The organism is Streptomyces sp. ALB3, from assembly GCF_044385685.1.
GTDB lineage: Bacteria > Actinomycetota > Actinomycetes > Streptomycetales > Streptomycetaceae > Streptomyces.
The window spans coordinates 122398-148399 of the sequence record NZ_JBISCE010000026.1 but is presented as its reverse complement, the minus strand read 5'-3'; the positions used below and the strand labels follow the sequence as shown (position 1 = coordinate 148399).

The following is a 26002-nucleotide window of genomic DNA, read 5'->3' as shown; positions in this document are numbered from 1 at the left end:
ACGCCGTACGCGAAGTTCCGGGGAAAGGCCATGTCGCGGACTACGGGCACGTCTACGAGAGGCCCTCCTCCATACCAGCCGGGCGGCCGGTACCAGGGCGCCGCGACCGCGAGGTGGACCATCACCTGGACCGCACCCGCCCTCGACGACGGCGGCCAGTTCACCGAAACCCGTACTCCTCTGCCTCTGCGGTCCGGATCCATGTGGCGTCAGGGCCCGGGGGCGGAAATGAGCTTCGACGAAACTGAACCACAGTCTGTTCGAGAGGAGCGCCTTGCCGCGGAACGGGCCGTGCGCAGAGGAAGACGCAACGCTGCGCCACTCGACTCCCGCGGAGCCCACGTCGGCGTAGCCATCGTGGCCATCGCCCTGCTTCTCCTCAGCTGGTACGGCAAACTGGTTGCTCTGGGCGTCGTCAGCGGAGTCCTTGCGCTCTGGTTCTCCGCAGCCCTCGTACGGGCCTACGCCGACGGGGACCATGGCCGACACGCACTCCAGCGCGCGTACAACGTCACCTTCGGATGGGGCGACGGGTTCTGAGTACCAAGAACTCGGCACGTACAGGCCCATATGAGGCACCGCCACGAGCAGTAGACGGCGTCCGACCGCCGGTCCACCTCGGCCACCCAGGCCGTCCCGCACTCCCGACCCACCGCCCGGCGCGTTCAGCTCCCCCGGAACCGGCGGCGCAACCGACGATCCTGCCGCCTTGACCCTCGTCTACCTGGCTGCCTGGCCATGCGTGGTGCGGTGGCGGTGGGCGGGCGTGGTCTCAGGGAAGGCGGGCCGGCGCTGCGCCGGCTTCACAGGACTGCGGCGGCCCGAGGGGCACCGCAGGGCGATCAGACACCGTTCAGGGCGCGCCCACCATCCCCTCCACCATCAGGCGCGCACGTCACGCCCGCTGCCCGCTCAACCGCAGGTCAGGCCCCGGTTTCGCGTGGAGCGTACTCAGAGGGCGGTTCGTCAGCCAACGTCTGTTCTCACCGCCGTTGATGTCACCTGAAATGGAGGTTGCCGTGCTTCGTCGTTGTGCAGCAGGATCGGGCCATGTCCCGATCAGTAGGCCCTCACACTGCTGACCCGTGTCCTCGGTGCTTCTTTGAAGCATTCCGCCCGGGCGTCCCAATAACTGTTGAGGGCTGCGATGTGGTCGGCTACCTCTGCGAGCAATGCACGAATGTGTGGAACCGGCCTGTCGAGGGCGATTTGGAGGTCTACGACATCGTCAGGGTGGATCTCCCCGGCGCCACGCTCTACGGCACCGTTTGGCAGGTGGAAGAAGACCGTGTCCAGGTACGCGTTTCGGGCGGGGAGCGGCTGTTTTGGGCCGAGCGTTGGCGACTCATCCTCTACTGACCGACAGTCGACGCCATGAGCCGGGTATGCCGGGGCAAGGATGCCGGTCGCGGTGTGACTACGGATGCGTGATGTCGCTGGGTCGACGCCCCACGACACGCCCGACGAGCAGCCTTCGTCCGGCTCTCGCTGTTCGTGCGCCACCACATCAACGTGCTCGGCCGGTACTCCTTCGAGCTCCCCGACCTGCTTGGCAGAATGCGCTCTCTGCACGATCCGGACACTGGCGAGGACTGAGTGCGGCGACGCTCTCGCTGGGCAGTCGGTGAAACGTGACCGACCCGGGCGGCAGGCTGGTGAGATGAGCAGTGGCGTGTCCGAAGCCTGTCGGGTCAGGTGCTGAGTGCGTGTCCGGTTGTTGAGTCGACGTGCTCCGGGATGTCGTCGTGGCGATCGCCTACGGTCGGTGTCCCGGCGGGCTCGAACATGAGGATGGCGGCGCCGGAGGGAGCGTGGGGCTTGTGCTCTGTGCCGCGGGGGACGGTGAAGACCGCTCCCCGTGGGAGCTGGACCGTTCGCTCCCCGTCGGGCTCCCGCAGGGAGATGTGCAGCTCGCCGTCGAGTACCAGGAAGAACTCGTCGGTGTCGTTGTGGACGTGCCAGATGTGTTCGCCCTCGACCTTGGCGATGCGGACGTCGTAGTCGTTGACGCGCGTGACGATACGAGGGCTCCACAAGGCATCGAAGGAGGCCAGAGCCTTGCTGAGAGGGATGGGTACGCTGTTCATGGGATCATCTTGAGCCGTTTCGCATGGCCGCCGTGAGTGCTAGGAATCGCACATGGCGAAAGAATCCTCGCACGCAGCTCTCGCGGCGGACGTACACCGGGTTGTCGTGATCGTGGACGAGAACTCGAATCCCTTCGAGCTCGGCTGCGCGACCGAGGTCTTCGGTCTACGCAGACCAGAGATCGGTCGTGCTCTCTATGACTTCAGGCTCTGTTCCCCCGAGCCCCGAACCCTGATGCGAGACGGCTTCTTCACCCTGACGGGAGTCGCCGATCTGGAAGCGGCCGACGAGGCGGACACCTTGATTGTCCCCAACCGCCCTGACATCGAAGTGCCCCGCCGTCCCGCCGTGCTCGATGCCGTCCGCCGGGCGCACGCCCGAGGTGCGCGCCTGGTCGGCTTCTGCAGCGGCGCCTTTACGCTGGCCGAGGCCGGAGTCCTCGACGGGCGCCGGGCCACCGTGCACTGGCAGTGGGGGGATTCCTTCCGGGCCCGCTTCCCCTCTGTCCAGCTCGAAGCAGACGTGCTGTTCGTGGATGACGGTGACACCCTCACCGCGGCAGGGAGTGCAGCGGCGCTCGATCTTGGGCTGCATGTGGTCCGCCGCGACTACGGCGCGGAGATCGCCAACTCTGTGAGCCGGCGGCTGGTCTTCGCGGCGCACCGGGACGGTGGGCAGCGGCAGTTCGTGGAGCGTCCCATGCCCGATCTGCCGGACGAATCCTTGGCGCCTGTCCTGGCCTGGGCTCAGGAACGGTTGGACTCACCGCTCACCGTGTCTGGTCTTGCGGCGCGTGCGGCGGTCAGTCCGGCGACTCTGCATCGCCGGTTCCAGGCGCAACTGGGGACGACGCCGCTGGCGTGGCTGACGGGGGAACGGCTTGCTCTGGCGTGCCGGTTGATCGAGCGAGGTGAGTCCCGGTTCGAGGTGGTCGCGCGACGCAGCGGGCTTGGCACCGCTGCTCATCTGCGCACGCTGATGCGCCGCGAGACCGGCATCACACCGTCGGCGTACAAGCGTCGGTTCGGGCCGGAGGCGAACTGACAGCAGGAGTCCAGCGCCGACGGATCACGGGCGCTTCGTCTTCTGCTGTCGTCAGGGGGCGGGCAGGCTTGTCAGCTGCGAGATCGCCACAGTAGAGAGCTTGCACCAGGGACTGTTTTTCGGATCTTCTGACGTGCGCGGGTGTTGGATTCTCGGCCGGGTGCGGCCGGGTGCGGACGGGTGTGCAATGGCGGGGTCTGTCGGAGCGGTTCGGGCGGTGGGAGACCGTCTACGCCCGCCATTTCCGGCCGCCGCGCGGGCCCTGCCGGAGCCGGGAGCGGCCCCCCCGGCGACCCACTCGTCCAAGATGCCCTGGAACAAGCAGTCCCCGCCGACCTTGACCCGGCCGACGAAGAACAGCTGATCGCCCTGGGACGCGCCGTGTGGAGGGCCGGACTCACCGGCGCAGGTCGGTCCAAGTGGCCCGGCTACTTCCCCGACTCGCCTTCCGCGGCCGCCTACCCCGGGTCCGTATTCAGGCGCTGATCACCCGCTGCGACAACAGCGACCAGGCCGACGCCGTGGTGTACCTCGTGTGGGCGGGAGCCGACCCGGCCGGCAGGCTCCTGGCCGGGCGCACCGCGACACTCCGATTCGCCAGACATGCAAGGGCTTGGGCACCTGCGCGGTGAGCTCCGATCTGCGCTGCCACCTGGCACCCTACCGGCAAGCCGTTGAGGCGCCCGGGTTCGCGCACGTCGCTTCATCGGGAGCAGGGCCCTGGTCTGTCTCGTCACAGACGTGGGGCAGGATGGCGTCATGGCACAGCAGATCTCGCCCCCCTCGGAATCGTGGCGCCGGATCGACACCTGGCTGGCAATCCACTCTGCGTCCGAATTCGCACTGCTCAATCCTCCTGCGAAACGAAGCGACATGCAGCATGCGGAGCAGCTTCTCGGCACCCCGCTGCCCGGTGATCTTGCTGAGTCTCTGCAGTGCCATGACGGGGTGAGCGCCTGGACGGCCTTTCTGCCAGAGCAGTCACCCCTCACACTGAGCGGCATCGTGACCCGTTGGCAAACCTGCATGGATGTCGCGGCGGAGAACGACGGCCTGACCCCTCGCCCCTGGGACGACGAGCCCTGGTGGCACCCTCTCTGGGTTCCGTGGGCCGAGAGCGCCGATGGTGCTGCGCAGGTGATCGACCAACGTCCCAGCCCGGACACCGGCCGCATCGGCTGGGCAGGCCACAGCGGGGGTGGCGACTTCACCGACTCCTGGCCTGATCTGGCAAGCCTTCTCCACTCAGTCGCGCAGGCGCTTCACGAAGGCGGGGACGTGCGCGGGCTGTACCCCTATCTCACCACCCAAGGTGACCTTTGGTGGGACGAAGACGGCTGCGAGGAACTCAACGGCCAACCGTTGAGAGCAGCACCCCTCGGGCTGACCTGACTATCGCTGCACGCCTGCTGTCGAGCCGACGCGTACCACACGACTGCTCTCTGCTGCCCGCGAGGCAGCTGCCTCCTCGTCGACCTCGAAGCCCACCGACAGGCGGTCTCTACTGTCACCTGCGCGGCCAATGTGTCTGCCCGGAACTACCCGAACGGATCCGGCACCCGGGCACAGGTGTACTCCGCCGAGGCGAAGAGCGCAGGAGTCAGACGTACGCCTGTGATGCGCTCGGCGACGGGGGTGAGGTGCCGCGCGAAACCCCTCGTGAGTTGTTCGCGGGCGCCCTCGGTCATCGCGCGTTGTGTCTGCGAAGGATTGGCCATCCGGGTCGTTCCGGAGGAGGTGTTGATGATCCGCCCCCGTCGGGCATCAGCGCGCGCGCCCGCTGGGTGATGAAGAGCGAGGCCTTGGCGTTGACCGCGAACAATGCGTCGAACTGCTCGGGAAACGGCTTCTCCGAGGCATGAGATCTCAAGCGCGCAAAGCCCGCACGGCGGACTGCCTCGGGGCTCGTGACGACGCTCGCGCGGCGTCGCTCGATTTGCCGACCGCGCAGAACATGCCGGCCTCGCTGTCGCAATCGACGTGCTCGGCAGTATCCGGCCAGGCAAACCGCACGAGAGCCTCCCAGAAGCACCCGTTCGGCTGGTGCCCGAAGGCTACTACTGCGGCATCGGAGGCTTCCAGCATCCAACGTCAGGGAGTGCTCGCCATTGAAGTCATGAAGGTGGATGGTCACGGCGCGATCGTCTCAACCGTTCGTCCGGTCCCTCACAGCTCTCGCACCCGGTGAACCTTCTCGGTCACAGCGCTAGAGACGCCGACGGTCCACACGTTGGGTCGTGGTGGGAATCGCTGTGCTGTGCCAGCGCCTCCACCTGGACAGGGGTCGTACCTGGTCCGGCTCCCGGCTCGGATACCGTGTTCCTCTACGGGGTGCCATAACGGATGTGACGCCCCCCACCGGAGGTAGCCAGCGTATGAGTTCAAAGCGCAGTAAGAATCCAGCTCTGCCCATACTTGACGACGCGTTCCGACTCACGTCGGTCAAGGACGCCGAAGAGTCCACCCGTGACTTGGCCGCGCGGTTGGCCACCACCGAGCTGCGCCGCGTTTCCCACCCGGGCCGGCTCACCTGGGAGCCCACTGAACAGGCTGAGCCCGTACCGGTTCCGCCGACCGTGGTCGACGGTGACGGGGACCTCTGGCTGCGAGACCGGGGCACTGGCACCTGGACCATGCCCGAGTTCGACCCGAAGGAGTTCCCGGCCCGCTGTGGCGAGGTTCTGACGTGGAACCAGCTTGCTCGGGAGTTCGGCCCGCTTACCGCACTGGCCGACGACCGCCGAATCGGCGGTGGCCGACGTCGCTGACCGCGCAGCCTTCCGGGATGCCCACCGCTGAGCCGGCGGCAGCACCGTGAGCAATACGGCCACCACCGCAGTCGCGCCAAGGAACGCGCCAGCGAGTACATCGTGCGGGTGGTGGACCCCCACCAACGCGCGTAGCAGCGCGGCGGCCCCGGCCGGCGGCAGTGCGGCTGCGGCAAGTCGCGGCCGAATCACGGCCAGGCCGACGGCCGGCCCGGCGGCCAGGGTGGCGTGGTTGCTCGGGAAAGACCAGTCTCCCGCGTCGGGGCATTTCACGACGACGTCGGCCTTCATGCGCAGCGCGCGGCAAGGCCGCTCCTAGTCCACGACCTGCTTCGCTCACCGTGTAGGCCGCGATGGTGGCGAGACCGGTCAACACCGCTCCGGCGGTACCTCGCAGATCTTTTCGGCGGACTGCTGTCCACCGCGTCCAGGCCAGCAACATTCCGAGAAGCACCAGAGTGCTCTCGGTGGGCAATTCCAGGAGCGGGCCCAGCCACGGGGGCGCATCTGTCACCGTCCGAGTCACCGCCCGGGCGACCAGCTCTGATCTCTTTACCCGAGCCGCAGGGCAACAGCGACCCCTGCCGATCGTCAGGGTTGACGGGTCCGGGGACCCCCTGAACCGCCTTCATCGCCCACATCAGCAACTGATCAAGGGGCAGTGGGCCGTGGCAGCCTCTGGTGACGAGAGGGGGCCACGGCCATGTTCTGCACGACCGATCCACTCTCTGCACGGATTAGAGAAACGGCTCTGCCCGCCTGCTAGCGACGAAGATCCGGGTGGTCATCGGGGCTCCGCCGCCGGGGCCTGCGTCAACGACGGCATCCGAACCAGCGAGGTCGAACCCGCACCTGTCCAGCAGCTTCTCCCAGACCGGCGTGTCGAGCACCCACTGCTGCATGGTGCTGGGGGAACTGTCTGCGAGGCGGGATGGAACGGCGGCCGGCTCACCCTCTTACCGGCGGAGCGCCGTTCATGTGATGGCCGAGGGTAGAGAGGACCAGCCGCCCACCAGGCAGCCGCCGTGACCGGGGCGCATCATCAACGCGTCCCAGCAGTTGTTCCGCGAGCAGGGCATCAACCGCACCGGCATGAACGAGCTCTGCGCGGCGGCCGAGGTATCCAAGTGCACGGCCTACCAGCACTTCACCGGCAAGCACGAATTCGTCGCCGAGTACCTGCGCCGGTTCGACCCCGCCGTTCTTTCCGGCGTGTTCGACCGCACCGACCTCACACCCCGCGAACGGCTCCTCGCCGCCTTCGACATCTCCCCAGGCACACCCCTGTGCCCGTACATCGCCGCCGCCGTGAAACTACACGACCCCCGACACCCCGCGTCCCAGTACGCACGCGACTACAAGAAGGCCGTCGTCGCGCGGCTCGCCGACACCGCCCGCGAAGCCGGTGCCGCCGACCCCGAACAGCTCGGCGAGCAGCTCGCCCTGCTCATCGACGGCACCGCGGCCCGCACCCGGGTCCTCGACGTCGACGCCTTCCCCACCGCCGCCGCCTTCCTCATCGACAACGCCATCTCCGCCACGGCGGGTCACAACCGCCGACGCGAGGGAGAGTCGAATTGACCCGGCACTCCGTGCCGGGCTGGACTCGTTGCCGGTCACGCTGCTGCACTCGCTCCTAGGCGGTTGCAGCAGCTGCGAGCACTGGCGGTCCGATCCCTTAGCCGGACGGTAACCCGCGCCCACGGCTCGAAGCCCCTCTTGGGCAGCTTCTAATCGGCGCGGGTCGCCTGCACGACCCATCCGGCCTCCTCACCGGTGAGCTCGCGGACCTTGAGGGCCCTGCCGCGCAGCTTGTGGCGGACACGGCCGCCCGGACCGTTATCGGTAGACGCGCAGTCGAGGGTGAGCTCCCGGACTACTGGCGGGAGGGGGCTATTCCGGCCGTGCACTACTCCCTCTCCTGCTCTCGGGTTCGGTGCGGCTGGCGTCTGGCAAGCGGCGGGCAGATCCCTCCGGGGTGAAGGTGAAGCTGTCCGTGAACAGGGTGCCGCCGTACCGGAAGGCCCAGAGGACGGGTTCGGCATGGACGGAGGCCAATGACGAGCTTTGATCCGCCGCGAAGCTGTTCCAGAGATGGAAGCAGAGCAAGGTGTCGTTGCGTTGGCCGGTCGCATAGGCCAACGTCTTGGGGTAGTTGGGGTTGCTTCCCCCGAAGAGGACCGAGGGCGGACCGAACGCCGTGACGACGTCGCTGAGGAGACGGTCCTTGCGGCACCAGGTCTCGCTGACGCGACGCATCTCGTGGTGCTCGGCCGAGGTGAGGGTCCGGTCGAGTTGCAGCCATCCCTTGCGGTATGCGGTCTCGGCGTAGACCGAGGCCACAGCGCCCTCGTGTGCATCACCCCAGAGATCTTGAAAGGCGCCGCGCACGCCGGTGGCGGAGAATCCTCGGCGGGTTTGCAGGTCCTGCAGTTCCTGCTGCCATTCCTGCTCGGAGGCGTCCGCGAATGCCACAGCGTCAAGGTAGAGCCTGATGGCGATCTCACCGCCGTACGTTCCCGGGCGACGTAGGGCGCCGTTCAAGTGCGTGACCAGGTAGTCGAGCACTTCTTGGGCTGTGCGCCCGTCGTTGCGTCCGGTCGGGTCGGTCATCGTCTGTCTTCCTGTTGGTCCTCGGCGGGTGCCGCGAGGTACTCAGCTCAGTCGCGTCGGGCGTAGGTTACCCAGCGGATCGCGGTGTGGCGGTGCATGCCGGTCAGGTCGGCGAGGATGGGGCTGGGGAGGTCGGCGGCGAGCGCGGCGAGGGCGGAGTTGCCGGCCGCGCGGAACAAAACTCCGTGGCGGTAAGGCTTCTGCGTCATGGCGTGGGTCGAGATGCGCTTCCCTGCGACAAGGCCCGGGAACAGCAGCCGGGGGCCCGGGGCGGCCTGGGCAAACAGGGATCGTGCAGGAACGCTCCCGTGCCCTCCTCGAATGCCCACGGCAGGATCCTCGCCCCCGCCTCCTGCAGGCCGGCGGGCTTGTCCTCGAACGCCCACAGGTCGGCCAGGATCTGGCGCCGTTCCGTCGTCTGCGCGTGCAGGTCACAGTCGTCGTGGGCGGAGTCGGGGACGAGTAGCCAGATCGTCTCGTCGAAGATGCCGTCGCCGTATATCTCGACGAGCTGCTTGCAGTCGGCGGGCAGAGCCAGCCCGAGGGCGCGCTCGGCTTGCGCCCAGTCCACCGCGGGTGGCGGATTGGCCGGCGGCGGGCAGAGGCGGACGAGCGCATCGAGGGTGACCATGGAACGGACGCTACAGGGACACCAGCCGGAACTTGGGGGAGGAGCGACAGGCCGGGCGAAGATCGGCAGCGGAACACGGCCCAGGTACCGCTCGCCGGGGTGAAGCCCTCGGCGTCGGGAGCTGCGTCTGTCGAGTGGTCGATGAGCGCGCACTTGGCCCGTTGGGCCATCTACAGCACCCAGTAACAGCTCGCTGTGACCGAACGCGGTACCTGGCCCGGATGGACAACTCCGATGCAGGGACTCGGCCCCACGGTGACGCTGAGCGCAAGCTGGTGCGTCTGCCTGTGGTACCGCCCGAGCTGAGGGGAACAACGCAGCAGATGATCGCTGCGCACCTGCCCGCCGATGATGTCGGTCAACTGCTCGAGGACCGTCTGACCCTTGCTGGTACGCGCTGCGGCAAGCTCCTTGCCGGATGGGTCGTCCGATGGTTGTGACCGGGTGGAAATGGTCGACCAGCCTCTGGGTATTCAGCCTGCGAGGTCGAAAACGCCCCACGCGGTGAACGGCTGGGCCTGGACGTAGATCCTGCTTCCTCGGCCGACGACCCGGCGGCGGCCGGGGAGGGGTCCGTCGGGCAGGGTGAGCAGGCCGACGTCCGTTGGCTCGACGGATGTTTCGGTGAGCTCTCCGTGGGCGAGCCGGTCCAGTTCCTCGCCGTAGCCGCCGTAGAAGGCGACCCGCTCGTCGTGGACGGCCACCGCCTTGGCGCCCCGTACACGATTCGCCCACACCTGCACGGGCCGGTCGGGGCGTATCTCGACGAGTGGGAAGTCCGTGTACGGGCACGCCCAGGCGGTGGTGCCCGACACGTTCAGGGCGTAGCAGTCGAAGAGGCCGGGGATGCCTGCACCGTCTGACGTCCAGTCGATATGGCCTGTGGGACTCCAGCGGCGTATTCCGGCCGGGTTCTCGTCGAAGTGCCCTACCCAGATGTGGCCGGCCTCGTCCACGAGCAGGTGCTCGATGGCGTCCCCGACGGAGAAGGACAAGGTCTCGCGGCCGAGCGTGTCGAAGACTTGGACCTGTTCCGCGTCCTGGTACCGGGGGGCGCGGGAGGCTGCGACGACGAACCCGCCGTCGGGCATGCGGTCCAGGTGCGGCCAGCGGGCCCGCAGGGCGCTCAGCTCGGTGAGTTCGACGTTGCCGCCCGGGTGGATGGAGACGACCAGCGCGTCGATGGGCAGGACATCGCGGCCGGGCTGCGGAGCGCGGTCGGCAAGCAGCCAGTGGGCGACGCCGAAGACGTCGACGGTACTGGTCAGGACGTGGCGGTCGTGGTGCGTTCGGGGGAGATGGGCGTAGGGAACGAGGGCGGTCTTCTGCACGGGCGGGCTCTCCTGGGTGGGCGGTCACGGCGTTCGGACGCTGGGGTGAGCGGCAGTCGGCGGTGCGCGTGCGGTGGAGAGGGAAGCGGAGCGCCTACAGGGCATGGCCCTTTCTGGTCGTCATGAGGTGATCATCGTCGAACGTGACCTGCGTGCCAAACCCTTTCGGTCCACCAATCACGCGTGTGTGACCCCACCCGCTCAGCCTCGATGAGGGCCGCCTTGCCCGCCTATTCGAATGCGCAGCGTGACGAGTTCAGTGCTCATGGACAGATGCGGTGCTCGGTCACAACACGCGGCTGTGACGTGCACTGTAGTTGGCCCTGTGGACAACTCCTATACGCGAGTCGTAGCCCGATTGTTCAGAACAGGGAGTCCCAGAACATCGTTTCCGGATCGGCTTCGTCTGGGTGGAGCATGCAGCGCTTGCAGCACTGTGAGCGGTGGATGGTCATGCTGAGAACGGCGTGCGTCTCGTGGCCCATGTTGCGACACCGATGCGGAATCCTGCTGCGAGGCGGGCGTAGGTGTCGCCGCAGCGCAGGTGAGCCCGGACAAGCAAGGCCTGCCGGCCACAAGCCAGGCGACGCCATCGGGAGCCGATGCGCCGGCGGTGATCCGCGAGGAGGCCGGAGAGGTGTTGCAGGACGCGGATGGACAGATCGACACCGGACGGCAGGCAGATACGCGAAAGCTCCTGGCGGAGTGAACCCGTCTACCAGGAGCTATCCTCATGCCCGCAGCCAGGGCTGCCGGTCCGACCACCCGTCGGGTCGAAACGGCTCACGGCTCAGGCTGCTCAGCCCTGCCGGACTCCAAACGCGCCCGCGACGCTCGTCGCTCGCGGGTCAGGCGTTCGGCATCTTCGCGGAGCCGACGCCAATCACAAGCTGACCACCGCCGACCGAGTCCTGGTCACCGTCTTCTACCTGCGCAAACTCGGAACACGAGACCTGATCGCCAAGCACCTCGGCGTCAACGGCAGCACCATCACCAGGGCTGTTCGCCAGGCCCAGCCCCTCCCCGCCCACCACGGCTGCGCCGTTCGACCCACGACAGTCAGGTTCCGCACACCCGCCGACGTCACCGCGTTCCTCACGAACAGCAACCTCACAGGTGGACCACCGGCGTGCTGTCCCCCGCGCGAGCTACACGCGGATGTCCACTGTGGGGTGACGCCCTGGGGGATGCCGAATCCGTAGGATTTTCAGGTTCGCGGATGTTGACCGCGCTGATTGAGGGGACGTTCATGAGAAGACCCGGGTGGCTGACCGCGCTCGTCTTAGCAGTGACGCTGATGACGGCAGGGACGGCGGAACCGGCCGAGGCGGCGGGGGAGGCGTGTGCCACGGCTGGATCGAACTTCGCCAGCCAGTCGATCGCGGAGAGCACGGCGGCGTTGCGGATGGGGTGCGCCCGTGACGCGGGATCGCTGCGGCCGCTGGCGGGCAGTGACACCGACATGGTGGCCGCCATCGATTTCAACACCGCGCAGCGGCCGGACGCGTGGCGGCGGCAGATGTCGCAGATTGTCGACGCGGTGCGTGCCGACAAGGACAAGGGGCTCACGCTCAGCGAGTCGTTCGACTTGCAGGCGCAGAAGAACAGCGTGGACTTCTACGACCGGCACAACGACGCCCGGTTCGACGGCAGTATCCAGGTCGTCGGCGACAGCCTCATCATCGTCATACCCGCGGGCGAGGTGAACGCTTCGGCGAACTGGTGGCAGAAGTTGATCGCCCTCGCGGTCGGCTACGCGGTGTGGCTAGTGGCCTATGAGGTGTGCGAAATCTCCTTCGGTCCCGCCGCGCCTCTCGTCGTACCGATCTGCACGGCCATCTCTGCTGGACTGGGCGGGCTCACCGGTGACCTGATGAACTCCGCCTTCGACGGGCGGTCGCTGGGCAGCGCGGACGTCTGGGAGGAGGCGATCGCCGTATTCGTGGGGAGCGCGGCGGCCGGGTGGGGCGCGTTGGAACGCGAGAGGCTGGTGGCATGGGCCTCGAAGGGGTTGGTCTGGGTGGTCGAAGCGGTGGGGAAGACCGCGCGGAACCTCAGTACCCGGCTCGGCTCGTGGCCGAACCCGTTGGCGTACGTCAGCAGCCTGTTCACTACCGGCTTCGCGCAGGGGTTGAGGTCGGCCATCGAACGAGTGTTCCAGGGCGGGCGAGCCACCGCCTGGCCGTCGACGATCCGGGTGATGGTGGTCGGCGACTCGATCAGCCAGGGCCACGAGGGCGACTACACCTGGCGCTACCGGTTGTGGCAGTGGTCCCAGGAGAACAACATCTCGGTCGACTTCGTGGGCCCCTACCACGGCACGTTCACCCCTGACCAGCCCTCCCCGCCGAAACCGCCGCTCTTCGTCGGTGAGAAGCCGGCGGACCAGGGCATCCGCGTCGACGGCGGCTACGCGGCCGGGGTCGCCTTCGACAGCGACCACTACGCGCACTGGGGCAGACAGGCCGCACAGATCAAGGACGACATCCGCCGGCAGGTCGAGACCTACAAGCCGGACCTTGTCCTGCTCGCGGCCGGCTTCAACGACATGGGCTGGTTCGTCAGCGACGAGAACGGCACCCTGGACAGCGTCGAGACCATCATCGACCAGGCCCGCGCGGCCCGGCCGGGGGTCGACTTCGCGGTGGCCACCGTGCCGCACCGGTCGAAGATCGGCGGCCGGGACGACCTGATCACCAAGACCGACAACTTCAACCGGCTGCTCGCGAACGCGGCCCCCCGGTGGAGCAAATCCATCTCCCAGGTGGAGGTCGTCGACTGGCAGAAAAAGTACTCCTGCGCCCCCGCCGCCTGCCCGGCCGCCTATGACGGCCTGCACCCCAACGCCTTCGGCGAGTACCAGCTCGCCATCGCCTTCGAGCAGACCCTGCACGACCGGTACGGCCTGGGCCGGAGCCCGATCCCCTTCCCGCCCGAGAACCTGCCGGTCCGGCCGACACCCGTGCCGACCGGCCTGAAGGCCGAGTCCAGCCCCCAGGGCGTGACCGTCACCTGGAACCCGGTGTACGGGGCCTTCGGCTACGACGTGCGGTCGCGAATCGCCGGCCAGACGACCTGGGGCGAGGGCCGCGTCAACAGCAACCGGACCGACACCACCTGGACCGTCGACGGCATCCAGTGGGAGTACCAGGTGCGCACCGTCGGCGGTGACAACGTCGAGGGCCCCTGGTCCGGCACGGTCAGCGCGGTCGCCCACCCGAAGACCGCGCCGCCGCCGCGGATCCTGGCCAGCCGGCCCATCGGACAGGACGGCATCGAGCTCGAAATCGCACCACCTGACTACCCCACCACCATCGACCGGTACGAATTGATCCTCTTCGACAAGGACACGCCCGGCGCCTGGCTCACCGGCACCGGCTTCCGCGGCAACAGCGTCAAGGTCTACGGGCTGAAACCGGGTCACCGCTACCTCGTCGCGGCGGCCACCTGGAACGCCGCCGGCGGCGGGCTGCCCGCACTGGCCCGGCCGGTGACGGTCGGCGGCGGCATCCCTGCCACCCCGACCGGCCTGCGGGTGACCACCGTCGATCCCACCACGGTGGAACTGGACTGGAACGGCGCGAAGTCGGCGGCCGGCTACCGGCTGTGGGTCTCCAACATCAAGGACGGCGGCACCACCCCGCCGAAGGCCGACGAAAACATCATCGAAGACACCCACTACGGCGTCGGCTTCCTGTTCCCGGGCGTGTGGAACTACGAGTTCTGCGTGACGGCCGTCAACGGCTCCCTCGAGTCCGGCAAGTCCAACTGCGTGATCCCGCCCCATCCCGACGGCAGCGCGCCGACCAACCCCGGCGGCAGTGCGCTGAACCTTTCACCGAGCGCTCGCACCGCGGCGTCGGACGCGGCGGACATCGGGTCGCTTACCACCCTGAGGAATCCGGACGGCACGGGAAGTCCCGTCGCGGTCGGTGTCGGGGTCAACGGGGGTGATCGGTAACCCGGCCTCGGTGGCCCGTGGTGCTGCCGCGCACGCGACAGCACCACGGGCCACCGGGGGCTGATCAGCCGACGGCGAGGACAACCCGTCGTCGTGTGTGCTCGGTCATTCGCTCATGCTGTCAGCCGCCCTCGGAGGGTCGCACCGGTTTCATTGAGCCCGCTCCTGCGGAGCAGGGGAGATAGCCGGACCGGCGAGGAGTGATCACCGGTCCGGCACTGCACATCATGCCGCGCCGCCGCCACGGACGGGTGCTCGGGCGGATCGCTCTCACGAGTGGCGTCGCGACGGACGACCTCGTAGCCACGGCTGCAACGGATGAACCCGCGGTCGGGCCCAGCCCGATACGGGTAGCCGGATCGTCTTCAGTGCCGCCCTGGGCTGTCACTGCGCGCCCCCGCGGTGACGTTGCAGGTGCCGGTTGGGTTCACCTGAGCACCGAACAGCCGCGCACCTGATGCCACCCTCTAGCCCTTGTATCAGGCTGGACGGCGGGGACCGCTTCTGGGAGCGCTGAAAAGGCTCCCAGTCGAATAAGGAGGTCGCGTCCATGGTCATGCTCGACAAGGCATACATCGAAAACCACATGCCGACCGTGCAGAACTACCAGTCCTTCGGGAGGAACGTTGTCGAGAGCGGGCTCCGCACGGCTCTCGCTCAGGTCGACGGGTCACCCAAGGGCGAGGTGGAGCTCGAGGCAACAGTGACTGTCACACCCGTGGAGATCGACTACGGCGGCCCGGAGCCGCGACTCTGCCTTCACGTACGCATGGTCGTCGGAGGCATCGAAATGTGGGTCCACATCTTCACGGGCGAACAGTAACCCTCACCTCGCCCCACCAGCCGTATAACCGACAAGGAGCAGCGCGATGGTCATGCTCGACAAGGCCTACATCGAGAACCACATGGCGGGTGTGCAGAACTTTGAGTCCTTCGGCCGCAATTTGGCCGAGGCGATCCTCCTGGAGACGACGAAACGGGTCGAGGACTCGCCACAGGAGAAGGTCGAGTTCACGACGCGGATCAAGATCAAGCCGGCCGAGATCGGCGGTCCTCAGCCAAGGTTGTGTATCTGGTTTACCGTGCACCTTGGAGTGATCCCAGTACAAGTGCATGTCAGCGCGGAAGCCTAACTTGATCTTTAACCTGTGCGGCGTGGACGCGGGGTCGTTGACTTCTTCGTGAGTGGCTTCGCGGAGCCTGGTCTGTCAACTGTGTGTACGTCATGGCGGGCAGTGGGTTGGTCGTTTCTGCCGCCAGGTGGACGTCCTGGGCCGGGTCGGGCGCTTTTCGGTGCTCCGGCTGGGCAGGCGGCCTTGGTGCGGAGGTGCTGCAAGTGGCGGCGGACTCGTGCGGGGTGAGCCTGTCGGGCGGGGCTTGGGCCTGGCTGGCGCGGGAGCGGCCGTGCGGGGCAGGAATCCGGGACGCGGGGGGAAACCGGGCGGCGATGGCGTCCCCACGGTGGCAACGGTGTCGGCTTCAGTGAGGGTGGCGGCCACGCGCTGGGGGTGCGGTGCGAGGTGTCGGCGGCGGTGTGCGTGAGGAAGTGGGCGGCGTTGGCCAGGCGGCGCCGGCAGTGTTCAGCTTCGACCCTCCGGGCGTAGGCGGGTGTGTGCCGAGCCAAGGGGCGCACCTGGGCCATCTGTGCAGGTAGGGCGCGAACAGCCCGCGCGCTTCTCCGCGGGTGGTAGGGAGCACGGTGTCGAGCCACTTCGCGTCCGTCTGCGTGCTCGACCGGGTGGGGGGCCGGTAGTGCGAGGCGGTGACCAACGCCGTGCGCTACGCGGAGCGGCCGGTGATGCTGACTCCGACGTCGCACGCCCGCCAGGCGGCAGAAAGAAGTACAGACCCGATCACACCGGTGGCCAGGCCGCCTACGGGGGCGGCCACACAGCCCCACTGCCCGCGCGTCACTTCCGGGTCCTGACCTGCGGAACGTTCTCGCCGGTGCGACGCGCTTGCCCCATCTGGTCCGTCGCGTCGTTGACTCCTTGCCGGAGCTGTTCCTCGGTGTGCTGTGACCGCACAGGTTCGCCGGTTCGGATGTCTTACAGGTTGTTCGCATAGAAGCTGGTGAGTCGTTCGACGGCACTGTCGACGTGTTCGGGTTCGTCGTACATCTCGTAGTGGCCGGCGCCGTCGATCACCATGAGGTCGACGGGGTCGGGGGCCAGCTTCCACAGCTGCATGCCGGTGTCGTAGGAACCGGTGTTGCCGATGCGTCCGGCGAGGATGACCTGGAGTGGCTGGGTCATGAGCTGATCGGCCAGGTGGAACGCGTCGTAGCCCAGCAGGAGGGAGTCGCTGCGCAAGAGGCGCCGGTTCGTGGAGTGTTCGTTACCGCCGCGCTCGGTGCGGTAGTAGGTGACGGCCTGAGTGGTGTCGATGTCGGTCAGGCCCGCTGCCGTGGCGTCCTCGAGGGTGTCGGGCAGCCAGTTCACGCGGGTCGTCCCGCCCGAGCGGGCGTCTTCGGTGCGTGAGTCCGCGAGGGCGTCGAGTGCTGCGGCCGGACCGTCGGGCTGGAAGCTGCGGAATGAGGCGCCGATGTTGACGGGGGCGACCGTGCCGACCGCTTTGATGCGGTGGTCCGTGCGGGCGGTGTGCACGGCGTAGCCTCCACCGGCGCAGATGCCGAGGACGCCGATGCGCTGCGGGTCGATGCCAGGGGTCGTGGTGAGCACGTCGATGGCGTAGGAGATGTCCTCACCTCGGCGGTAGGGGTCTTCGAGGTCACGGGGCTCGCCCTCGCTCCGGCCCTGATGGGCGGGGTCGAAGACGAGCGCCGCGATGCCGCGGGCGGCCAGACGGGAGGCGTAGTCGGCGCCGATCTGCTCCTTCACGCTGCTGCCTGGGGTGGAGAGCACCACGGCGCGCAGCGGTGCGCTGCTGTCGGCGTTGTCGGGCAGGTGGAGGTCCGCGGCGAGGTTGATGGGACCGCGCGGGATCGTGAGGTGCTGAAGCACGCCTGGCTTCCTTCGCGAGATTGTTGTTCCATAGGAGTCCAGTACAAAAAAGATATTGTACGTTCTGCAACTAATACGAAACTGTACTACATGAATGGAGGGGGCGCATGTCAGTCGACGGGGCGCAGCTGTGGACGTTGAACCAGCGGCTGCTGGGTGTTGTGATGGATGCCTGCACGGGGGAGCTGGCCGAGCTCGGGTTGGAGACGAAGGAGTTCTTCGTCCTGGCCGAGGTGGAGGCATCGCCGTACCCGGCTGAGATCGCCACTGCGCTGCTGCTGCCCAAGGCGAGCGTGACCGTCTACGTTCGCAACCTCGTCGCCAAGGGCTTTGTCCGCCGCGAGATCGACGAGGCGGACTTGCGGCGTCATCGGCTTGTACTGACCGCTGAGGGCACGCAAGCACGCGATCGAGCGCTTGCAGCTCTCGCGGCGGAGTACGACCGGAGGTTGGAGAGGGTCACCCCCCAGGACCGCGTTGAGCTGCAACGCATCCTCAAAGCGATGCTCGCCTCGCCCGCGTCGGGCCGTATGCGCGAGTGATTCGTCTGTCCGGTGCTCCGCTGCACGTTCGGCCGCGACCGCATGGATTCGCCAGATCGTTCAGGTTGCGACGGCAAGCAACGTCCGCCCCAGCGAATGTCCTTCTCACTTCGGACGCGGGCACGTTCGCGACGCTGCGCCGCGAGGATGTCGGGGTGGCGGGTGCTGGTGTCAGCGCAGGTAGGGGTGCAGGGCCCGGTTTGCACGCTGTGGTTGTGGTGGCTGGAGTTGATCACGTCGTCGAGGACGGTGTTCTGTGACCTGCCGCAATGAGTGGCTGCCGGGCACTGACATGCGCAGCTGGTGCTTTAACTGTTTCATGGCCATGCCAGCTGATGCAGCAGGAAGTCCCAGAGGACTCCCGCCGCTCTTTCGGCTGTGCTGAGGGGAGCGGAGTGTGAGGGCTCGTGCCTCGGCTACTCGGTCCAGGGAACTTCGGTGCTGGCGAAGTAGGCCAGGTTCCGCTGGTTCCACAGCCGCCCGTGGTGGGCCAGGCGTTCGCGGTACTCAGTCCACCGAGGGGCCCGCCCGCACCATGCGGCCTCCGCCACCGAGGCCAGTCGGGGCAGCAGCAGTACGGTGACGTCGTCGAAGCCCTCGAACTGCTCGGCGAACACGGTAGCCTCCACCCCCGCGACGCATGTGTCGGGAATCGGGTACGCGGTGGGGTCCCAGGCCGCGGCGTGTTGGACGCCCAGGGGGCGGTAGTTACCGAAACCGAGACGCCCGGCGGCCTCGGCCTGCTCGGGCGGTGCGAACTCGGCAGCGTAGGGACGGTCCAGGTACAGGTGGGACTGGGGCGACAGCAGGACCTTCCCACCGGCCTCGACGGCCCGCCGCAGGTCGTGGTCCGTGGGGGCGAAGAAGTTCTTGAGCGCCTTGACGAAGTCCATGGAGTGGCCCGCGGCCACGAGTTCGGGGCGGCCGGCGAGTTCCTCCTCGGTGTCGGGCAAGTCCATCATGGCGACGTCCACCCAGTGCTGGACGATGTCCTGCGGTCCGGCGCCGGCGCGTGCGGACTCCTGCCAGGCGATCGGTCTCTTGCCGAAACTGCGGACCATCGTGCGCAGTGCGCGTACGGATGCGGCGAAGCTCTCCGCCGTCGCGCCGAACGCCTCGTCCGCACCGATGTGCACGAAGGGGCCGGCCGTCAGGTCGCAGACCTCCGCGAGGACCTGGGCGACCGCGGCGTGGGTCGCCCCGTCGGTCAGGTCCAGCGGTGGGACGAACGGGAAGCGGCCCTCGAGTCCGGGCGGCGCCGGTGCCTCCCCGAGTCCTGGCACCGCCTCTCTCAGTGTCCGGCAGTGGCCCGGTAGATCGATCTCGGGGACCACGGTGACGAAGCGCCGGGCCGCGTACTCCTGAAGCGAGAGAAACTCGGCCACGGTGTAGAACTGGCGCGCCGGCCCGTCCGGGACGTTCTCCGTCAGCCGGGGGGTGGCCGGCAGTTCGATGCGCCAACCCTCGTTGTCGGTGAGATGCAGGTGCAGCACGTTGAGTTTGTAGAGCGCCGCGAGGTCGATGATGCGACGCAACTCGTCCGGGGTGAGGAAGGTGCGGGCCGGGTCGACCATGAGGCCGCGCCAGGCGTACCGCGGGGCGTCCGTCACCTCCTGGGCGGGGAGCTCACCACGTGCTCCGGCCGTGGCGATCAGCTGGACAGCCGATGTAGCGGCCCGGAACACCCCTTGGGGTGTGCGGGCCAGGCACTCGATGCCGTCGGCGGTGACCCTGAGCCGGTACGTCTCGTCGGCCGGGTGGGCACCGCCGTCCGGGGCGACGCCCACGACCGCGCGCGGAGGAGCCGGAAGGTCGTCGTCGAGGGCGAGGGTCAGCGCGTGGGCCGCGAGGGCGTCGCCCCCCGCGGGCAGCGGGCGCCCGGGCAGGTGCGGTGAGAGCAGCGCCCGCAGGGTTTCGGCGAGCTCTTCCAGTGCGGGATCGGCCGTCGCGACCCGCCAGGTGCCCGCGGTGCGCAGTGCATCGCCGCCGCCACGAGAAGCCGGATTGGCGAAGGTGCGGGGGATGACTGCGTTCATGGGCTTCTCCCTGTCGCGTGCGGGGCCAGGGAGCCGGAGCGGCGTTGTCAGGTTCGGCGCTCGGCCCCCTGGGGTTCGATGCGGCCTCGGGGCGAGTCCGGACCGGCCGCCTCTTCTCCCGTACCGCTGCCACCTGTACGCTAACACGAAAACCGATCAATGAACGCTTTTTGCGGAGTGGGCGAGCCCTGTCTCCGAGCGAAAGGAGAACCCCGATGGCACACGAGGCCGGACCCGGTCCCGCCCTGCCGGAAGGCTTCCTCATGGGCGCCTCGACCTCGGCCCACCAGATCGAGGGAAACAACGTCTCCAGTGACTGGTGGACCCTGGAGAACCGTCCCGGCGGTTTCGTGGCCGAGCCCAGCGGGGACGCGGCGGACAGCTTCCACCGGTGGCCGCAGGACATGGACCTGCTGCGTGAACTGGGCTTCGACGCCTACCGGTTCAGCATCGAGTGGGCACGGATCGAACCGCGCCGCGGCATGATCTCCCGGGCCGCCCTCGAGCACTACAGGGCCATGGTGCGCGGCGCGCTGGAGCGGGGTCTGACCCCGGTGGTGACGCTCCACCACTTCACCTCGCCGCAGTGGTTCAGCGACCTCGGGGGCTGGGCGGCCCCGGAAGCGCCCGACCTGTTCGCGGACTACGCTCGGACGGCCGCCGAGATCCTGCGCGAAGGTGTCCGTTACGTGGCCACCATCAACGAGCCGAACATCATGGCACTGATGTACGCCCTGAAGGCGCATGCCGTAGAGCACGGGTGGGACAGCGTGGCGCCCGGTTCCCGCGCCGCTCGGGAAGGGGGAGCGGCTGCCGTCGACCCGGCCGCGCTGGAACCCGATTCCGCGGTGGTGCAGGCGCTCGTCCGGGCCCACCGGGCCGCGACCGTGGTCCTGAAGGCCGAGGTCCCGCACCTGCGGGTCGGCTGGACGGTCGCCAACCAGGTCTACCAGGCCGAGCCCGGCGCCGAGGAGGCGACGGCCGCCTACGCGTGGCTGCGCGAGGACGTGTTCCTCGAAGCCGCCCGGGAGGACGACTGGATCGGCGTCCAGGCGTACACACGTCACCGCATGGACGTGGACGGGGCACTCCCGCCGCCCGCCGGCGCCGAGACGACACTGACCGGCTGGGAGGTCTACCCCCAGGCGCTCGGCGAGGCGGTCCGGCATACGGCGCGGGTCGTGGGCCCGCACGTCCCCCTCATCGTCACGGAGAACGGCATCGCCACCGAGGACGACGAGCAGCGCATCGCCTACACGGCCGCCGCGCTCACGAGCCTGGGAGAGGCGATGAACGACGGCGTCGACGTCCGCGGATACCTGCACTGGAGCGCGCTGGACAACTACGAGTGGGGCACCTACCGGCCCACGTTCGGGCTCATCGCGGTCGACCGGACCACGTTCGTCCGCACGCCCAAGGAATCGGCACGCTGGCTCGGCGCCCTGTCACGGGCCCGCAGGTTGCCGGCCCCTCCGGCGCCGGGATCGGCCGCTGTCCTGTCGGGGCGTTAAGGTAACCGGCATGGCGAAACGGGGCCCGTACGAGAAGGGCGAGGCCAAGCGCAGCGAGATCCTGCACGCGGCACTGGAGATCTTCGCGTCGGAGGGGTACCGGGGCACGTCATTGCGCAAGGTGGCGGCCAGGAGCAATCTCAGCCTGCCGGGGCTGATGCACTACTTCGACTCGAAGGAGGATCTGCTCACGCAGGTCCTGCGCATGCGGGACGAGACGGCGCGGGTGCGCCAGGTGGAACGCGACGATCCGAAGAGCTATCGCGAGATCATCCGGGAGAGCGCGAAGACACCGGGCCTGGTCGAACTGTTCGTGTCCATGGCCGCGGCCGCCAGCGACCCGGCGCATCCCGCCCACGCCCACTTCGCGGAGCGCTACCCGGTGCTGAGGGATCGCGTGGCGGACTTCGTCCGGGCGCGGGTGGACGAAGGACGGATCAGTACCCTCGTCCCCCCGGAGCGGCTGGCCGTACTCCTCATCGCCGTGGCGGACGGTATCCAGATGCAATGGCTGATCGACCGGTCGACGGACATGGAACAGCCCATCGAGGACCTCATGCGGATCCTCGACCCGCGCCAGGAGCCCGACGAGACCTGAACCGGCAGCCACATAGCCGGCCGCCACCGAGCCGTCGGAACACGAGGAGCCGGAACACGAGGAGCCGGGACACGAGGCTGGGCAGCGCCGGAGCCGACCGGCCCGCCCCCTCCGGCGCAGGGCCCCGCGGCACCGCTCCCGGGAGGCGTGGCCTCCACCGTGCCGTTGCCGGGGTCAGCCCGCCGCCGAGGCTGCGGTCACCACGGCCTCGGTCCAGTCCGCCCAGCGGGGATCGGGGCCGGCCGCTGGTTCCCAGGACATCGCCGTACAGGTGTAACCCACGGCGAGACCGCTCTCGGGGCGCGCCATGCCCAGCCGTCCGCCCGCCCCGGCGTGACCGAACGAGCCCTCGCCCAGCATGGGCAGACCGGGACGGGGCAGCTCGAAGCCGAGTCCGAAGCGGGAACGGCCCGATCCGTCGCCGCCGCCCAGAGGGGGCGGCGGTGCCAGATGCTCGTTGCGCGAGGTGCGGGCCCGGTCGACGGTCCGGGGGGACAGCAGCCGCAGACCGTCGACCGTCCCGATGAGCGCGGCGTACAGCCTGGACAGGGAACGGGCGTTGCCGATGCCGCCGGCGCCCGGCAGCTCCGCCGCCCGCCCCTGCCGGGTCGACAGTCCTTCGGTGGCGGCGGCCAGTTCCGCCGCCGACGCGCGGAGCGCAAGGGAGAGCGGGTCGGCCGGGGAGAGCCCGAGGCCCGCGAGGAAGCCGCGGATCTGCTCCGCCGTGGGCTCCGGACGGACGGAGAACTGGGGAACGAACCGGTGTTCCTCCTCCAGCGGCAACCCGATCCACAGGTCGAGCCCGAGCGGGCCCGCCACCTCGGCGGCCAAGAACGCCCCGACACTTACCCCGGCCACCCGGCGGACGACCTCACCGGCCAGATGCCCGTAGGTGAGGGAGTGATAGAGGAAAGCGGACCCGGGGATCCACAGCGGCCGCATCGCCGCCAGCTCCCGGACGCGGCTGTTCCAGTCGAGAAGCCCGGGCAGCCCGACACCTGCCGGGCCGGAGGTGAAGGCCGGCAGCCCGGCGCGGTGGGTGAGGAGGTCGGCCACCGTCGTCGCGCCCTTTCCAGCGGTGGCGAACTCCGGCCAGTAGCGGGCCACGGGCGCGTCGAGGTCCAGCGCGCCACGCTCGCTCAGCAGATGGGCGCAGACGGCGACCATGCCCTTCGTGACCGACATCAGCACGCCGAGCGAGTCCGTTCCGTACGGCGGGGCGCCGGCCCTCCTCACGCCGGCCGACGCGAGGTCCACCACCAGCCGCCCGTGGTGGTGGACGGCCAGCTGCGCCGCACCGGGGTCGTCCGCCTGACCCCGGGCGAAGGCGTCCCGTACCGCCTCCCAACCGGGAGCCACCCGTCCGCTGACCGCCGCTGCCCCCGTCATGTCAGGCTCCCCGCCGTTCACGGCCCTCGGCCGTACGTGCCTCGACCGCGTCGACCAGTTCGCCCAGGCTCGCAGGCGGTACGGGACTCTGCGGGAACTCGCAGATCACGTCGAGGGGTACGTCCGCGAGGAACCGCCGCATCACCGGATCCGCCAGGGCACCCTGACCCTCCTGGGACGCGTCCGCACGGGCCCGGGCGAACCACTCCCTCAGCAGCGGCCCGCCCACCGGGTGTCCGAGCCACTCCGCGAGGGTGTTGCGTCCGGTCAGACGGATCGTGGACGGATCACCTTCGACGTCCACCTCGACGCAGCCGCGGATGTCGCGCGAGGAGGCGCCTGCCTCGATGCGGTAGCGGCCGCCCTCGACCTTCCACCCGCCCTCCCGCTCACTGAAGTACGCGAGGTCGTGCCGCGTCAGCTCCACGACCACGTCGCGGCTCTCGCCGGGATCCAGGAACAGCGTGACGAAGCCGCGCAGTTCGCGTACGGGGCGGAGCACCCGTGAGCCCGCCGGCCCGCCGGCGTAGATCTGGACGATCTCACGGCCGGCCCGGGAACCGGTGTTGGTGACGCTCAGGCCGACGCGGAGCACCTCACCGTCCTCCTCCACCCGCAGGCCGCCGTAGGCGAACGCCGTGTAGGACAGGCCGTGACCGAAGGGGAAGGCGACCTCGCTACGACGCGCGTCGTAGCCGCGGTATCCGACAAAGATTCCCTCGCCGTAGCGGGACCTGCCCTCCTCCCCGGGGAACGACGGATGGCTGGGGGAGTCCTCCAGCCGCAGCGGCACGGTCTCCGCGAGCTTGCCGGACGGGTTGACCGCGCCGAACAGTACCCGGGCCAGTGCGCCGCCGCCCGCCTGACCGAGGAGCCATCCCTCGACGAGGGCGGGCACCCGCTCCTGCCACGGCGCCGTGCGCACCACACCACCGTTGGAGAGCACCACCACGACGCGGGGGTTGACCGCCAGCACCCGTTCCAGCAGTTCGGTCTGGGCGGCCGGAAGGTCCAGGTGATCGCGGTCGAACCCCTCCGACTCGTCCTGCGGGGGCAGCCCGAGGAACATGACCACCGTCTCGCTGCCCGAAGCCAACCGCACCGCTTCTTCCGACAGCCGTGCCTCGGAGCCGACGGCCTCGGGCATGGTGCCTGCGAGCGCGTACCCGGCGGCGAAGCGTACATCGGCGCCGGTAGCCAGTGCGCGCAGGCTGTCCAGGGGTACGTCGAGCCGGGTCGGTGTCACCTGCGAGCTGCCGGCTCCCTGGAACCGCGGGGTGCGGGCGAGTTCACCGATCACCGCGACACTGCCGCCGGCCGGATCCAGCGGCAGCAGCGCCGCGTCGTTCTTCAGGAGCACGACGCACTGGTCGGCCACCGTGCCGGCCAGACGGTGGTGACCGTCCACGTCGATATCTCCGGGGGAGCGGACCGGGTCCGTCGTGCGCTGCGCGAACCGCACGATCCGGTCGACGGCGAGATCGAGGACCGCCTCGTCCAATGCGCCCGACTCGACGGCGGCCGCCACCTCCAGATCCGTCCGTCCGCCGGTACCGGGCATCTGGAGGTCGAGTCCCGCACGCAGGGCGGCGACCCGGTCGCGTACCGCTCCCCAGTCGGACATGACGATCCCGTCGAAGCCCCACTCGCCGCGCAGGATGTCGGTCAGCAGCCGGGCGTTTTCCGAGACGGGGACGCCGTTCACACCGTTGTACGAGGCCATGACCGACCATGGGCGGTCGCGGCGGACGACGCGTTCGAAGGCGCGGAGATAGATCTCCCGCAGCGGGCGCTCGTCGACGTCGGCGCTCACCCGCATCCGGTCCGTCTCCTGGTTGTTGGCCGCGTAGTGCTTGAGGGCCGCGCCCACGCCGGCGTTCTGCAGTCCGCGCACCATGGCGCCGCCGAGTTCGGAGGACACCAGCGGATCCTCGGAGAAGTACTCGAAGTTGCGTCCGCACAGGGGTGACCGCTTGATGTTGATGCCGGGTCCGAGCACGAGGCCGACGCCGTGCGCCGTGGCTTCGGCCGCGATCGCGCCGGCCACCTGCTCGGCGAGTTCCGGGTTCCAGCTGCTGGCGAGGGCGACGGCGGGCGGGAAACAGGTCGCGGGGGCGGCGCTGTGCAGATCGAGCTGGCCACCGTCACCGCTCTCCTTGGGCAGGCGCAGGCCGTGCGGCCCGTCGGACAGTACGACGGCGGGAGCGGAGGCCGCCGCACACCCCTGGGTGACGAAGTCTCCGGAGCCGCTGGTGAGCGAGGTCTTCTCGGCGAGGGAGAGAGCGGCGACGGACGACGGGGGGAGCGGGTTCTGCTGAGGCATACGGCGTACCTATCAGGCTTTCGTAGAGGCGGGGCGGCGGCGCGAGCCCCAGGAGAGAGGCGGCCGGCGACCGCTGCGGCATGCACGGGGCGCCGGCGTGACCCGTCAGTTCCGCGAATCGGGGCAAGCGAGACACCGTGCGACCCAAAAACGTATGGTGATCGGTTTTCAGTGTCAAGAGTCCGCATGCGAGGGGCCGGGGGT

The 26002-nt window shown here is 68.9% G+C and carries 23 protein-coding genes and 4 pseudogenes; 13 read left to right on the top strand and 14 right to left on the bottom strand.

Going from position 1 to position 26002, the window contains the following annotated elements; genetic code table 11:
- The first annotated feature begins 291 nt into the window (after positions 1-291).
- Both ACHFIV_RS12560 and ACHFIV_RS12555 read left to right on the top strand, forming a co-directional pair.
- Positions 292-540: a hypothetical protein gene (locus ACHFIV_RS12560; protein ID WP_398966990.1), complete on the top strand. Its 249-nt coding sequence runs from the start codon at positions 292-294 to the stop codon at positions 538-540.
- 609 nt (positions 541-1149) lie between these two features.
- Positions 1150-1359: a hypothetical protein gene (locus ACHFIV_RS12555; RefSeq protein ID WP_398966987.1), complete on the top strand. Its 210-nt coding sequence runs from the start codon at positions 1150-1152 to the stop codon at positions 1357-1359.
- A gap of 332 nt (positions 1360-1691) precedes the next feature.
- Here ACHFIV_RS12555 and ACHFIV_RS12550 read toward each other — a convergent pair whose 3' ends face one another.
- Positions 1692-2087, bottom strand: a complete 396-nt coding sequence (locus tag ACHFIV_RS12550; protein WP_398966984.1) for a cupin domain-containing protein — start codon at positions 2085-2087, stop codon at positions 1692-1694.
- Between the two features lie 52 nt (positions 2088-2139).
- Here ACHFIV_RS12550 and ACHFIV_RS12545 point away from each other — a divergent pair, with 52 nt between their 5' ends.
- Positions 2140-3132 carry a GlxA family transcriptional regulator gene (locus ACHFIV_RS12545; RefSeq protein ID WP_398966982.1) on the top strand — a complete coding sequence of 331 codons (993 nt, stop codon included), beginning with the start codon at positions 2140-2142 and terminating at the stop codon, positions 3130-3132.
- A 759-nt stretch (positions 3133-3891) separates the two neighbouring features.
- A complete protein-coding gene (locus ACHFIV_RS12540; protein ID WP_398966979.1) occupies positions 3892-4524 on the top strand; it encodes an SMI1/KNR4 family protein in 633 nt (210 codons plus the stop codon).
- A gap of 146 nt (positions 4525-4670) precedes the next feature.
- On the opposite strand, the gene ACHFIV_RS12535 is transcribed toward ACHFIV_RS12540, so the two are convergent.
- Positions 4671-4850 carry a DUF6461 domain-containing protein gene (locus tag ACHFIV_RS12535; RefSeq protein ID WP_398966977.1) on the bottom strand — a complete coding sequence of 60 codons (180 nt, stop codon included), beginning with the start codon at positions 4848-4850 and terminating at the stop codon, positions 4671-4673.
- A gap of 148 nt (positions 4851-4998) precedes the next feature.
- On the bottom strand, positions 4999-5217 hold the full coding sequence (locus ACHFIV_RS12530; RefSeq protein WP_398966974.1) for an Imm51 family immunity protein: 219 nt from the start codon (positions 5215-5217) through the stop codon (positions 4999-5001).
- A gap of 290 nt (positions 5218-5507) precedes the next feature.
- On the opposite strand from ACHFIV_RS12530, the gene ACHFIV_RS12525 reads away from it, so the two are divergent.
- Positions 5508-5900, top strand: coding sequence for a hypothetical protein (locus ACHFIV_RS12525; protein WP_398966971.1), 393 nt, complete (start codon positions 5508-5510; stop codon positions 5898-5900).
- On the opposite strand, the pseudogene ACHFIV_RS33185 reads toward ACHFIV_RS12525, so the two are convergent.
- A pseudogene (locus ACHFIV_RS33185) lies at positions 5886-6432 on the bottom strand (phosphatase PAP2 family protein); the annotation flags it as partial. The gene ACHFIV_RS12525 and the pseudogene ACHFIV_RS33185 overlap by 15 nt on opposite strands.
- Positions 6433-6959: 527 nt before the next feature.
- On the opposite strand from ACHFIV_RS33185, the gene ACHFIV_RS12515 reads away from it, so the two are divergent.
- Entirely contained in the window at positions 6960-7481 is a 522-nt protein-coding gene (locus tag ACHFIV_RS12515) for a TetR/AcrR family transcriptional regulator (protein WP_398966969.1), read from the top strand.
- 312 nt (positions 7482-7793) lie between these two features.
- Here ACHFIV_RS12515 and ACHFIV_RS12510 read toward each other — a convergent pair whose 3' ends face one another.
- The 5 genes and pseudogenes from ACHFIV_RS12510 to ACHFIV_RS12490 all read right to left on the bottom strand — a co-directional run.
- Positions 7794-8513, bottom strand: a complete 720-nt coding sequence (locus ACHFIV_RS12510; RefSeq protein ID WP_398966967.1) for a hypothetical protein — start codon at positions 8511-8513, stop codon at positions 7794-7796.
- A gap of 47 nt (positions 8514-8560) precedes the next feature.
- Positions 8561-8722 (bottom strand): hypothetical protein, encoded by a 162-nt coding sequence (locus ACHFIV_RS12505; protein WP_398966964.1) that lies wholly within the window; start codon positions 8720-8722, stop codon positions 8561-8563.
- The gene (locus ACHFIV_RS12500) at positions 8719-9144 is read right to left on the bottom strand and encodes an SMI1/KNR4 family protein (protein WP_398966962.1); all 426 of its coding nucleotides are present in this window, start codon (positions 9142-9144) and stop codon (positions 8719-8721) included. The genes ACHFIV_RS12505 and ACHFIV_RS12500 overlap by 4 nt, the downstream gene beginning before the upstream one ends.
- A 473-nt stretch (positions 9145-9617) precedes the next feature.
- The gene (locus tag ACHFIV_RS12495; protein ID WP_398966959.1) at positions 9618-10475 is read right to left on the bottom strand and encodes a hypothetical protein; all 858 of its coding nucleotides are present in this window, start codon (positions 10473-10475) and stop codon (positions 9618-9620) included.
- 484 nt (positions 10476-10959) lie between these two features.
- Positions 10960-11160, bottom strand: a pseudogene (locus ACHFIV_RS12490) (IS5/IS1182 family transposase); the annotation flags it as partial.
- 157 nt (positions 11161-11317) lie between these two features.
- Here ACHFIV_RS12490 and ACHFIV_RS12485 point away from each other — a divergent pair.
- The 4 genes and pseudogenes from ACHFIV_RS12485 to ACHFIV_RS12470 form a co-directional block, all read left to right on the top strand.
- Positions 11318-11608: pseudogene (locus ACHFIV_RS12485) on the top strand (transposase family protein); the annotation flags it as partial.
- Positions 11609-11724: 116 nt separating this feature from the next.
- The gene (locus tag ACHFIV_RS12480) at positions 11725-14436 is read left to right on the top strand and encodes a GDSL-type esterase/lipase family protein (RefSeq protein ID WP_398966956.1); all 2712 of its coding nucleotides are present in this window, start codon (positions 11725-11727) and stop codon (positions 14434-14436) included.
- A 550-nt stretch (positions 14437-14986) separates the two neighbouring features.
- Positions 14987-15259 (top strand): hypothetical protein, encoded by a 273-nt coding sequence (locus tag ACHFIV_RS12475; protein WP_398966953.1) that lies wholly within the window; start codon positions 14987-14989, stop codon positions 15257-15259.
- A 46-nt stretch (positions 15260-15305) separates the two neighbouring features.
- A complete protein-coding gene (locus ACHFIV_RS12470; RefSeq protein ID WP_398966951.1) occupies positions 15306-15569 on the top strand; it encodes a hypothetical protein in 264 nt (87 codons plus the stop codon).
- An 8-nt stretch (positions 15570-15577) separates the two neighbouring features.
- Here the strand turns inward: ACHFIV_RS12470 and ACHFIV_RS33180 are convergent.
- Both ACHFIV_RS33180 and ACHFIV_RS12465 read right to left on the bottom strand, forming a co-directional pair.
- A pseudogene (locus ACHFIV_RS33180) lies at positions 15578-15844 on the bottom strand (NF041680 family putative transposase); the annotation flags it as partial.
- Between the two features lie 640 nt (positions 15845-16484).
- The gene (locus ACHFIV_RS12465; protein ID WP_398966948.1) at positions 16485-17399 is read right to left on the bottom strand and encodes an alpha/beta hydrolase; all 915 of its coding nucleotides are present in this window, start codon (positions 17397-17399) and stop codon (positions 16485-16487) included.
- A 107-nt stretch (positions 17400-17506) separates the two neighbouring features.
- Here ACHFIV_RS12465 and ACHFIV_RS12460 point away from each other — a divergent pair, with 107 nt between their 5' ends.
- Positions 17507-17941 carry a MarR family winged helix-turn-helix transcriptional regulator gene (locus ACHFIV_RS12460; RefSeq protein ID WP_398966945.1) on the top strand — a complete coding sequence of 145 codons (435 nt, stop codon included), beginning with the start codon at positions 17507-17509 and terminating at the stop codon, positions 17939-17941.
- Positions 17942-18357: 416 nt separating this feature from the next.
- On the opposite strand, the gene ACHFIV_RS12455 is transcribed toward ACHFIV_RS12460, so the two are convergent.
- Positions 18358-19977 (bottom strand): family 20 glycosylhydrolase, encoded by a 1620-nt coding sequence (locus tag ACHFIV_RS12455; RefSeq protein ID WP_398966942.1) that lies wholly within the window; start codon positions 19975-19977, stop codon positions 18358-18360.
- A 215-nt stretch (positions 19978-20192) separates the two neighbouring features.
- On the opposite strand from ACHFIV_RS12455, the gene ACHFIV_RS12450 reads away from it, so the two are divergent.
- Both ACHFIV_RS12450 and ACHFIV_RS12445 read left to right on the top strand, forming a co-directional pair.
- Complete coding sequence (locus ACHFIV_RS12450) at positions 20193-21488, top strand: glycoside hydrolase family 1 protein (RefSeq protein ID WP_398966940.1); 1296 nt, start codon at positions 20193-20195, stop codon at positions 21486-21488.
- 10 nt (positions 21489-21498) lie between these two features.
- Positions 21499-22086 (top strand): TetR/AcrR family transcriptional regulator, encoded by a 588-nt coding sequence (locus tag ACHFIV_RS12445; RefSeq protein WP_398966937.1) that lies wholly within the window; start codon positions 21499-21501, stop codon positions 22084-22086.
- A 174-nt stretch (positions 22087-22260) separates the two neighbouring features.
- Here the strand turns inward: ACHFIV_RS12445 and ACHFIV_RS12440 are convergent, their stop codons facing one another.
- Both ACHFIV_RS12440 and ACHFIV_RS12435 read right to left on the bottom strand, forming a co-directional pair.
- Positions 22261-23475, bottom strand: a complete 1215-nt coding sequence (locus ACHFIV_RS12440; RefSeq protein WP_398966934.1) for a serine hydrolase domain-containing protein — start codon at positions 23473-23475, stop codon at positions 22261-22263.
- A 1-nt stretch (position 23476) separates the two neighbouring features.
- On the bottom strand, positions 23477-25798 hold the full coding sequence (locus tag ACHFIV_RS12435; protein ID WP_398966932.1) for a glycoside hydrolase family 3 C-terminal domain-containing protein: 2322 nt from the start codon (positions 25796-25798) through the stop codon (positions 23477-23479).
- Positions 25799-26002: the final 204 nt, after the last annotated feature.

Excerpts from the sequence above, each read along its gene's own strand:
- ACHFIV_RS12480 (WP_398966956.1), top strand. The coding sequence starts at position 11,725 with ATGAGAAGACCCGGGTGGCTGACCGCGCTCGTCTTAGCAGTGACGCTG.
- ACHFIV_RS12470 (WP_398966951.1), top strand. The coding sequence starts at position 15,306 with ATGGTCATGCTCGACAAGGCCTACATCGAGAACCACATGGCGGGTGTG.
- ACHFIV_RS12510 (WP_398966967.1), bottom strand. The coding sequence starts at position 8,513 with ATGACCGACCCGACCGGACGCAACGACGGGCGCACAGCCCAAGAAGTG.
- ACHFIV_RS12455 (WP_398966942.1), bottom strand. The coding sequence starts at position 19,977 with ATGAACGCAGTCATCCCCCGCACCTTCGCCAATCCGGCTTCTCGTGGC.
- ACHFIV_RS12445 (WP_398966937.1), top strand. The coding sequence starts at position 21,499 with ATGGCGAAACGGGGCCCGTACGAGAAGGGCGAGGCCAAGCGCAGCGAG.
- ACHFIV_RS12500 (WP_398966962.1), bottom strand. The coding sequence starts at position 9,144 with ATGGTCACCCTCGATGCGCTCGTCCGCCTCTGCCCGCCGCCGGCCAAT.
- ACHFIV_RS12505 (WP_398966964.1), bottom strand. The coding sequence starts at position 8,722 with ATGACGCAGAAGCCTTACCGCCACGGAGTTTTGTTCCGCGCGGCCGGC.
- ACHFIV_RS12530 (WP_398966974.1), bottom strand. The coding sequence starts at position 5,217 with ATGCTGGAAGCCTCCGATGCCGCAGTAGTAGCCTTCGGGCACCAGCCG.
- ACHFIV_RS12550 (WP_398966984.1), bottom strand. The coding sequence starts at position 2,087 with ATGAACAGCGTACCCATCCCTCTCAGCAAGGCTCTGGCCTCCTTCGAT.
- ACHFIV_RS12435 (WP_398966932.1), bottom strand. The coding sequence starts at position 25,798 with ATGCCTCAGCAGAACCCGCTCCCCCCGTCGTCCGTCGCCGCTCTCTCC.
- ACHFIV_RS12450 (WP_398966940.1), top strand. The coding sequence starts at position 20,193 with ATGGCACACGAGGCCGGACCCGGTCCCGCCCTGCCGGAAGGCTTCCTC.
- ACHFIV_RS12540 (WP_398966979.1), top strand. The coding sequence starts at position 3,892 with ATGGCACAGCAGATCTCGCCCCCCTCGGAATCGTGGCGCCGGATCGAC.
- ACHFIV_RS12535 (WP_398966977.1), bottom strand. The coding sequence starts at position 4,850 with ATGGCCAATCCTTCGCAGACACAACGCGCGATGACCGAGGGCGCCCGC.
- ACHFIV_RS12525 (WP_398966971.1), top strand. The coding sequence starts at position 5,508 with ATGAGTTCAAAGCGCAGTAAGAATCCAGCTCTGCCCATACTTGACGAC.
- ACHFIV_RS12460 (WP_398966945.1), top strand. The coding sequence starts at position 17,507 with ATGTCAGTCGACGGGGCGCAGCTGTGGACGTTGAACCAGCGGCTGCTG.
- ACHFIV_RS12440 (WP_398966934.1), bottom strand. The coding sequence starts at position 23,475 with ATGACGGGGGCAGCGGCGGTCAGCGGACGGGTGGCTCCCGGTTGGGAG.
- ACHFIV_RS12475 (WP_398966953.1), top strand. The coding sequence starts at position 14,987 with ATGGTCATGCTCGACAAGGCATACATCGAAAACCACATGCCGACCGTG.
- ACHFIV_RS12545 (WP_398966982.1), top strand. The coding sequence starts at position 2,140 with ATGGCGAAAGAATCCTCGCACGCAGCTCTCGCGGCGGACGTACACCGG.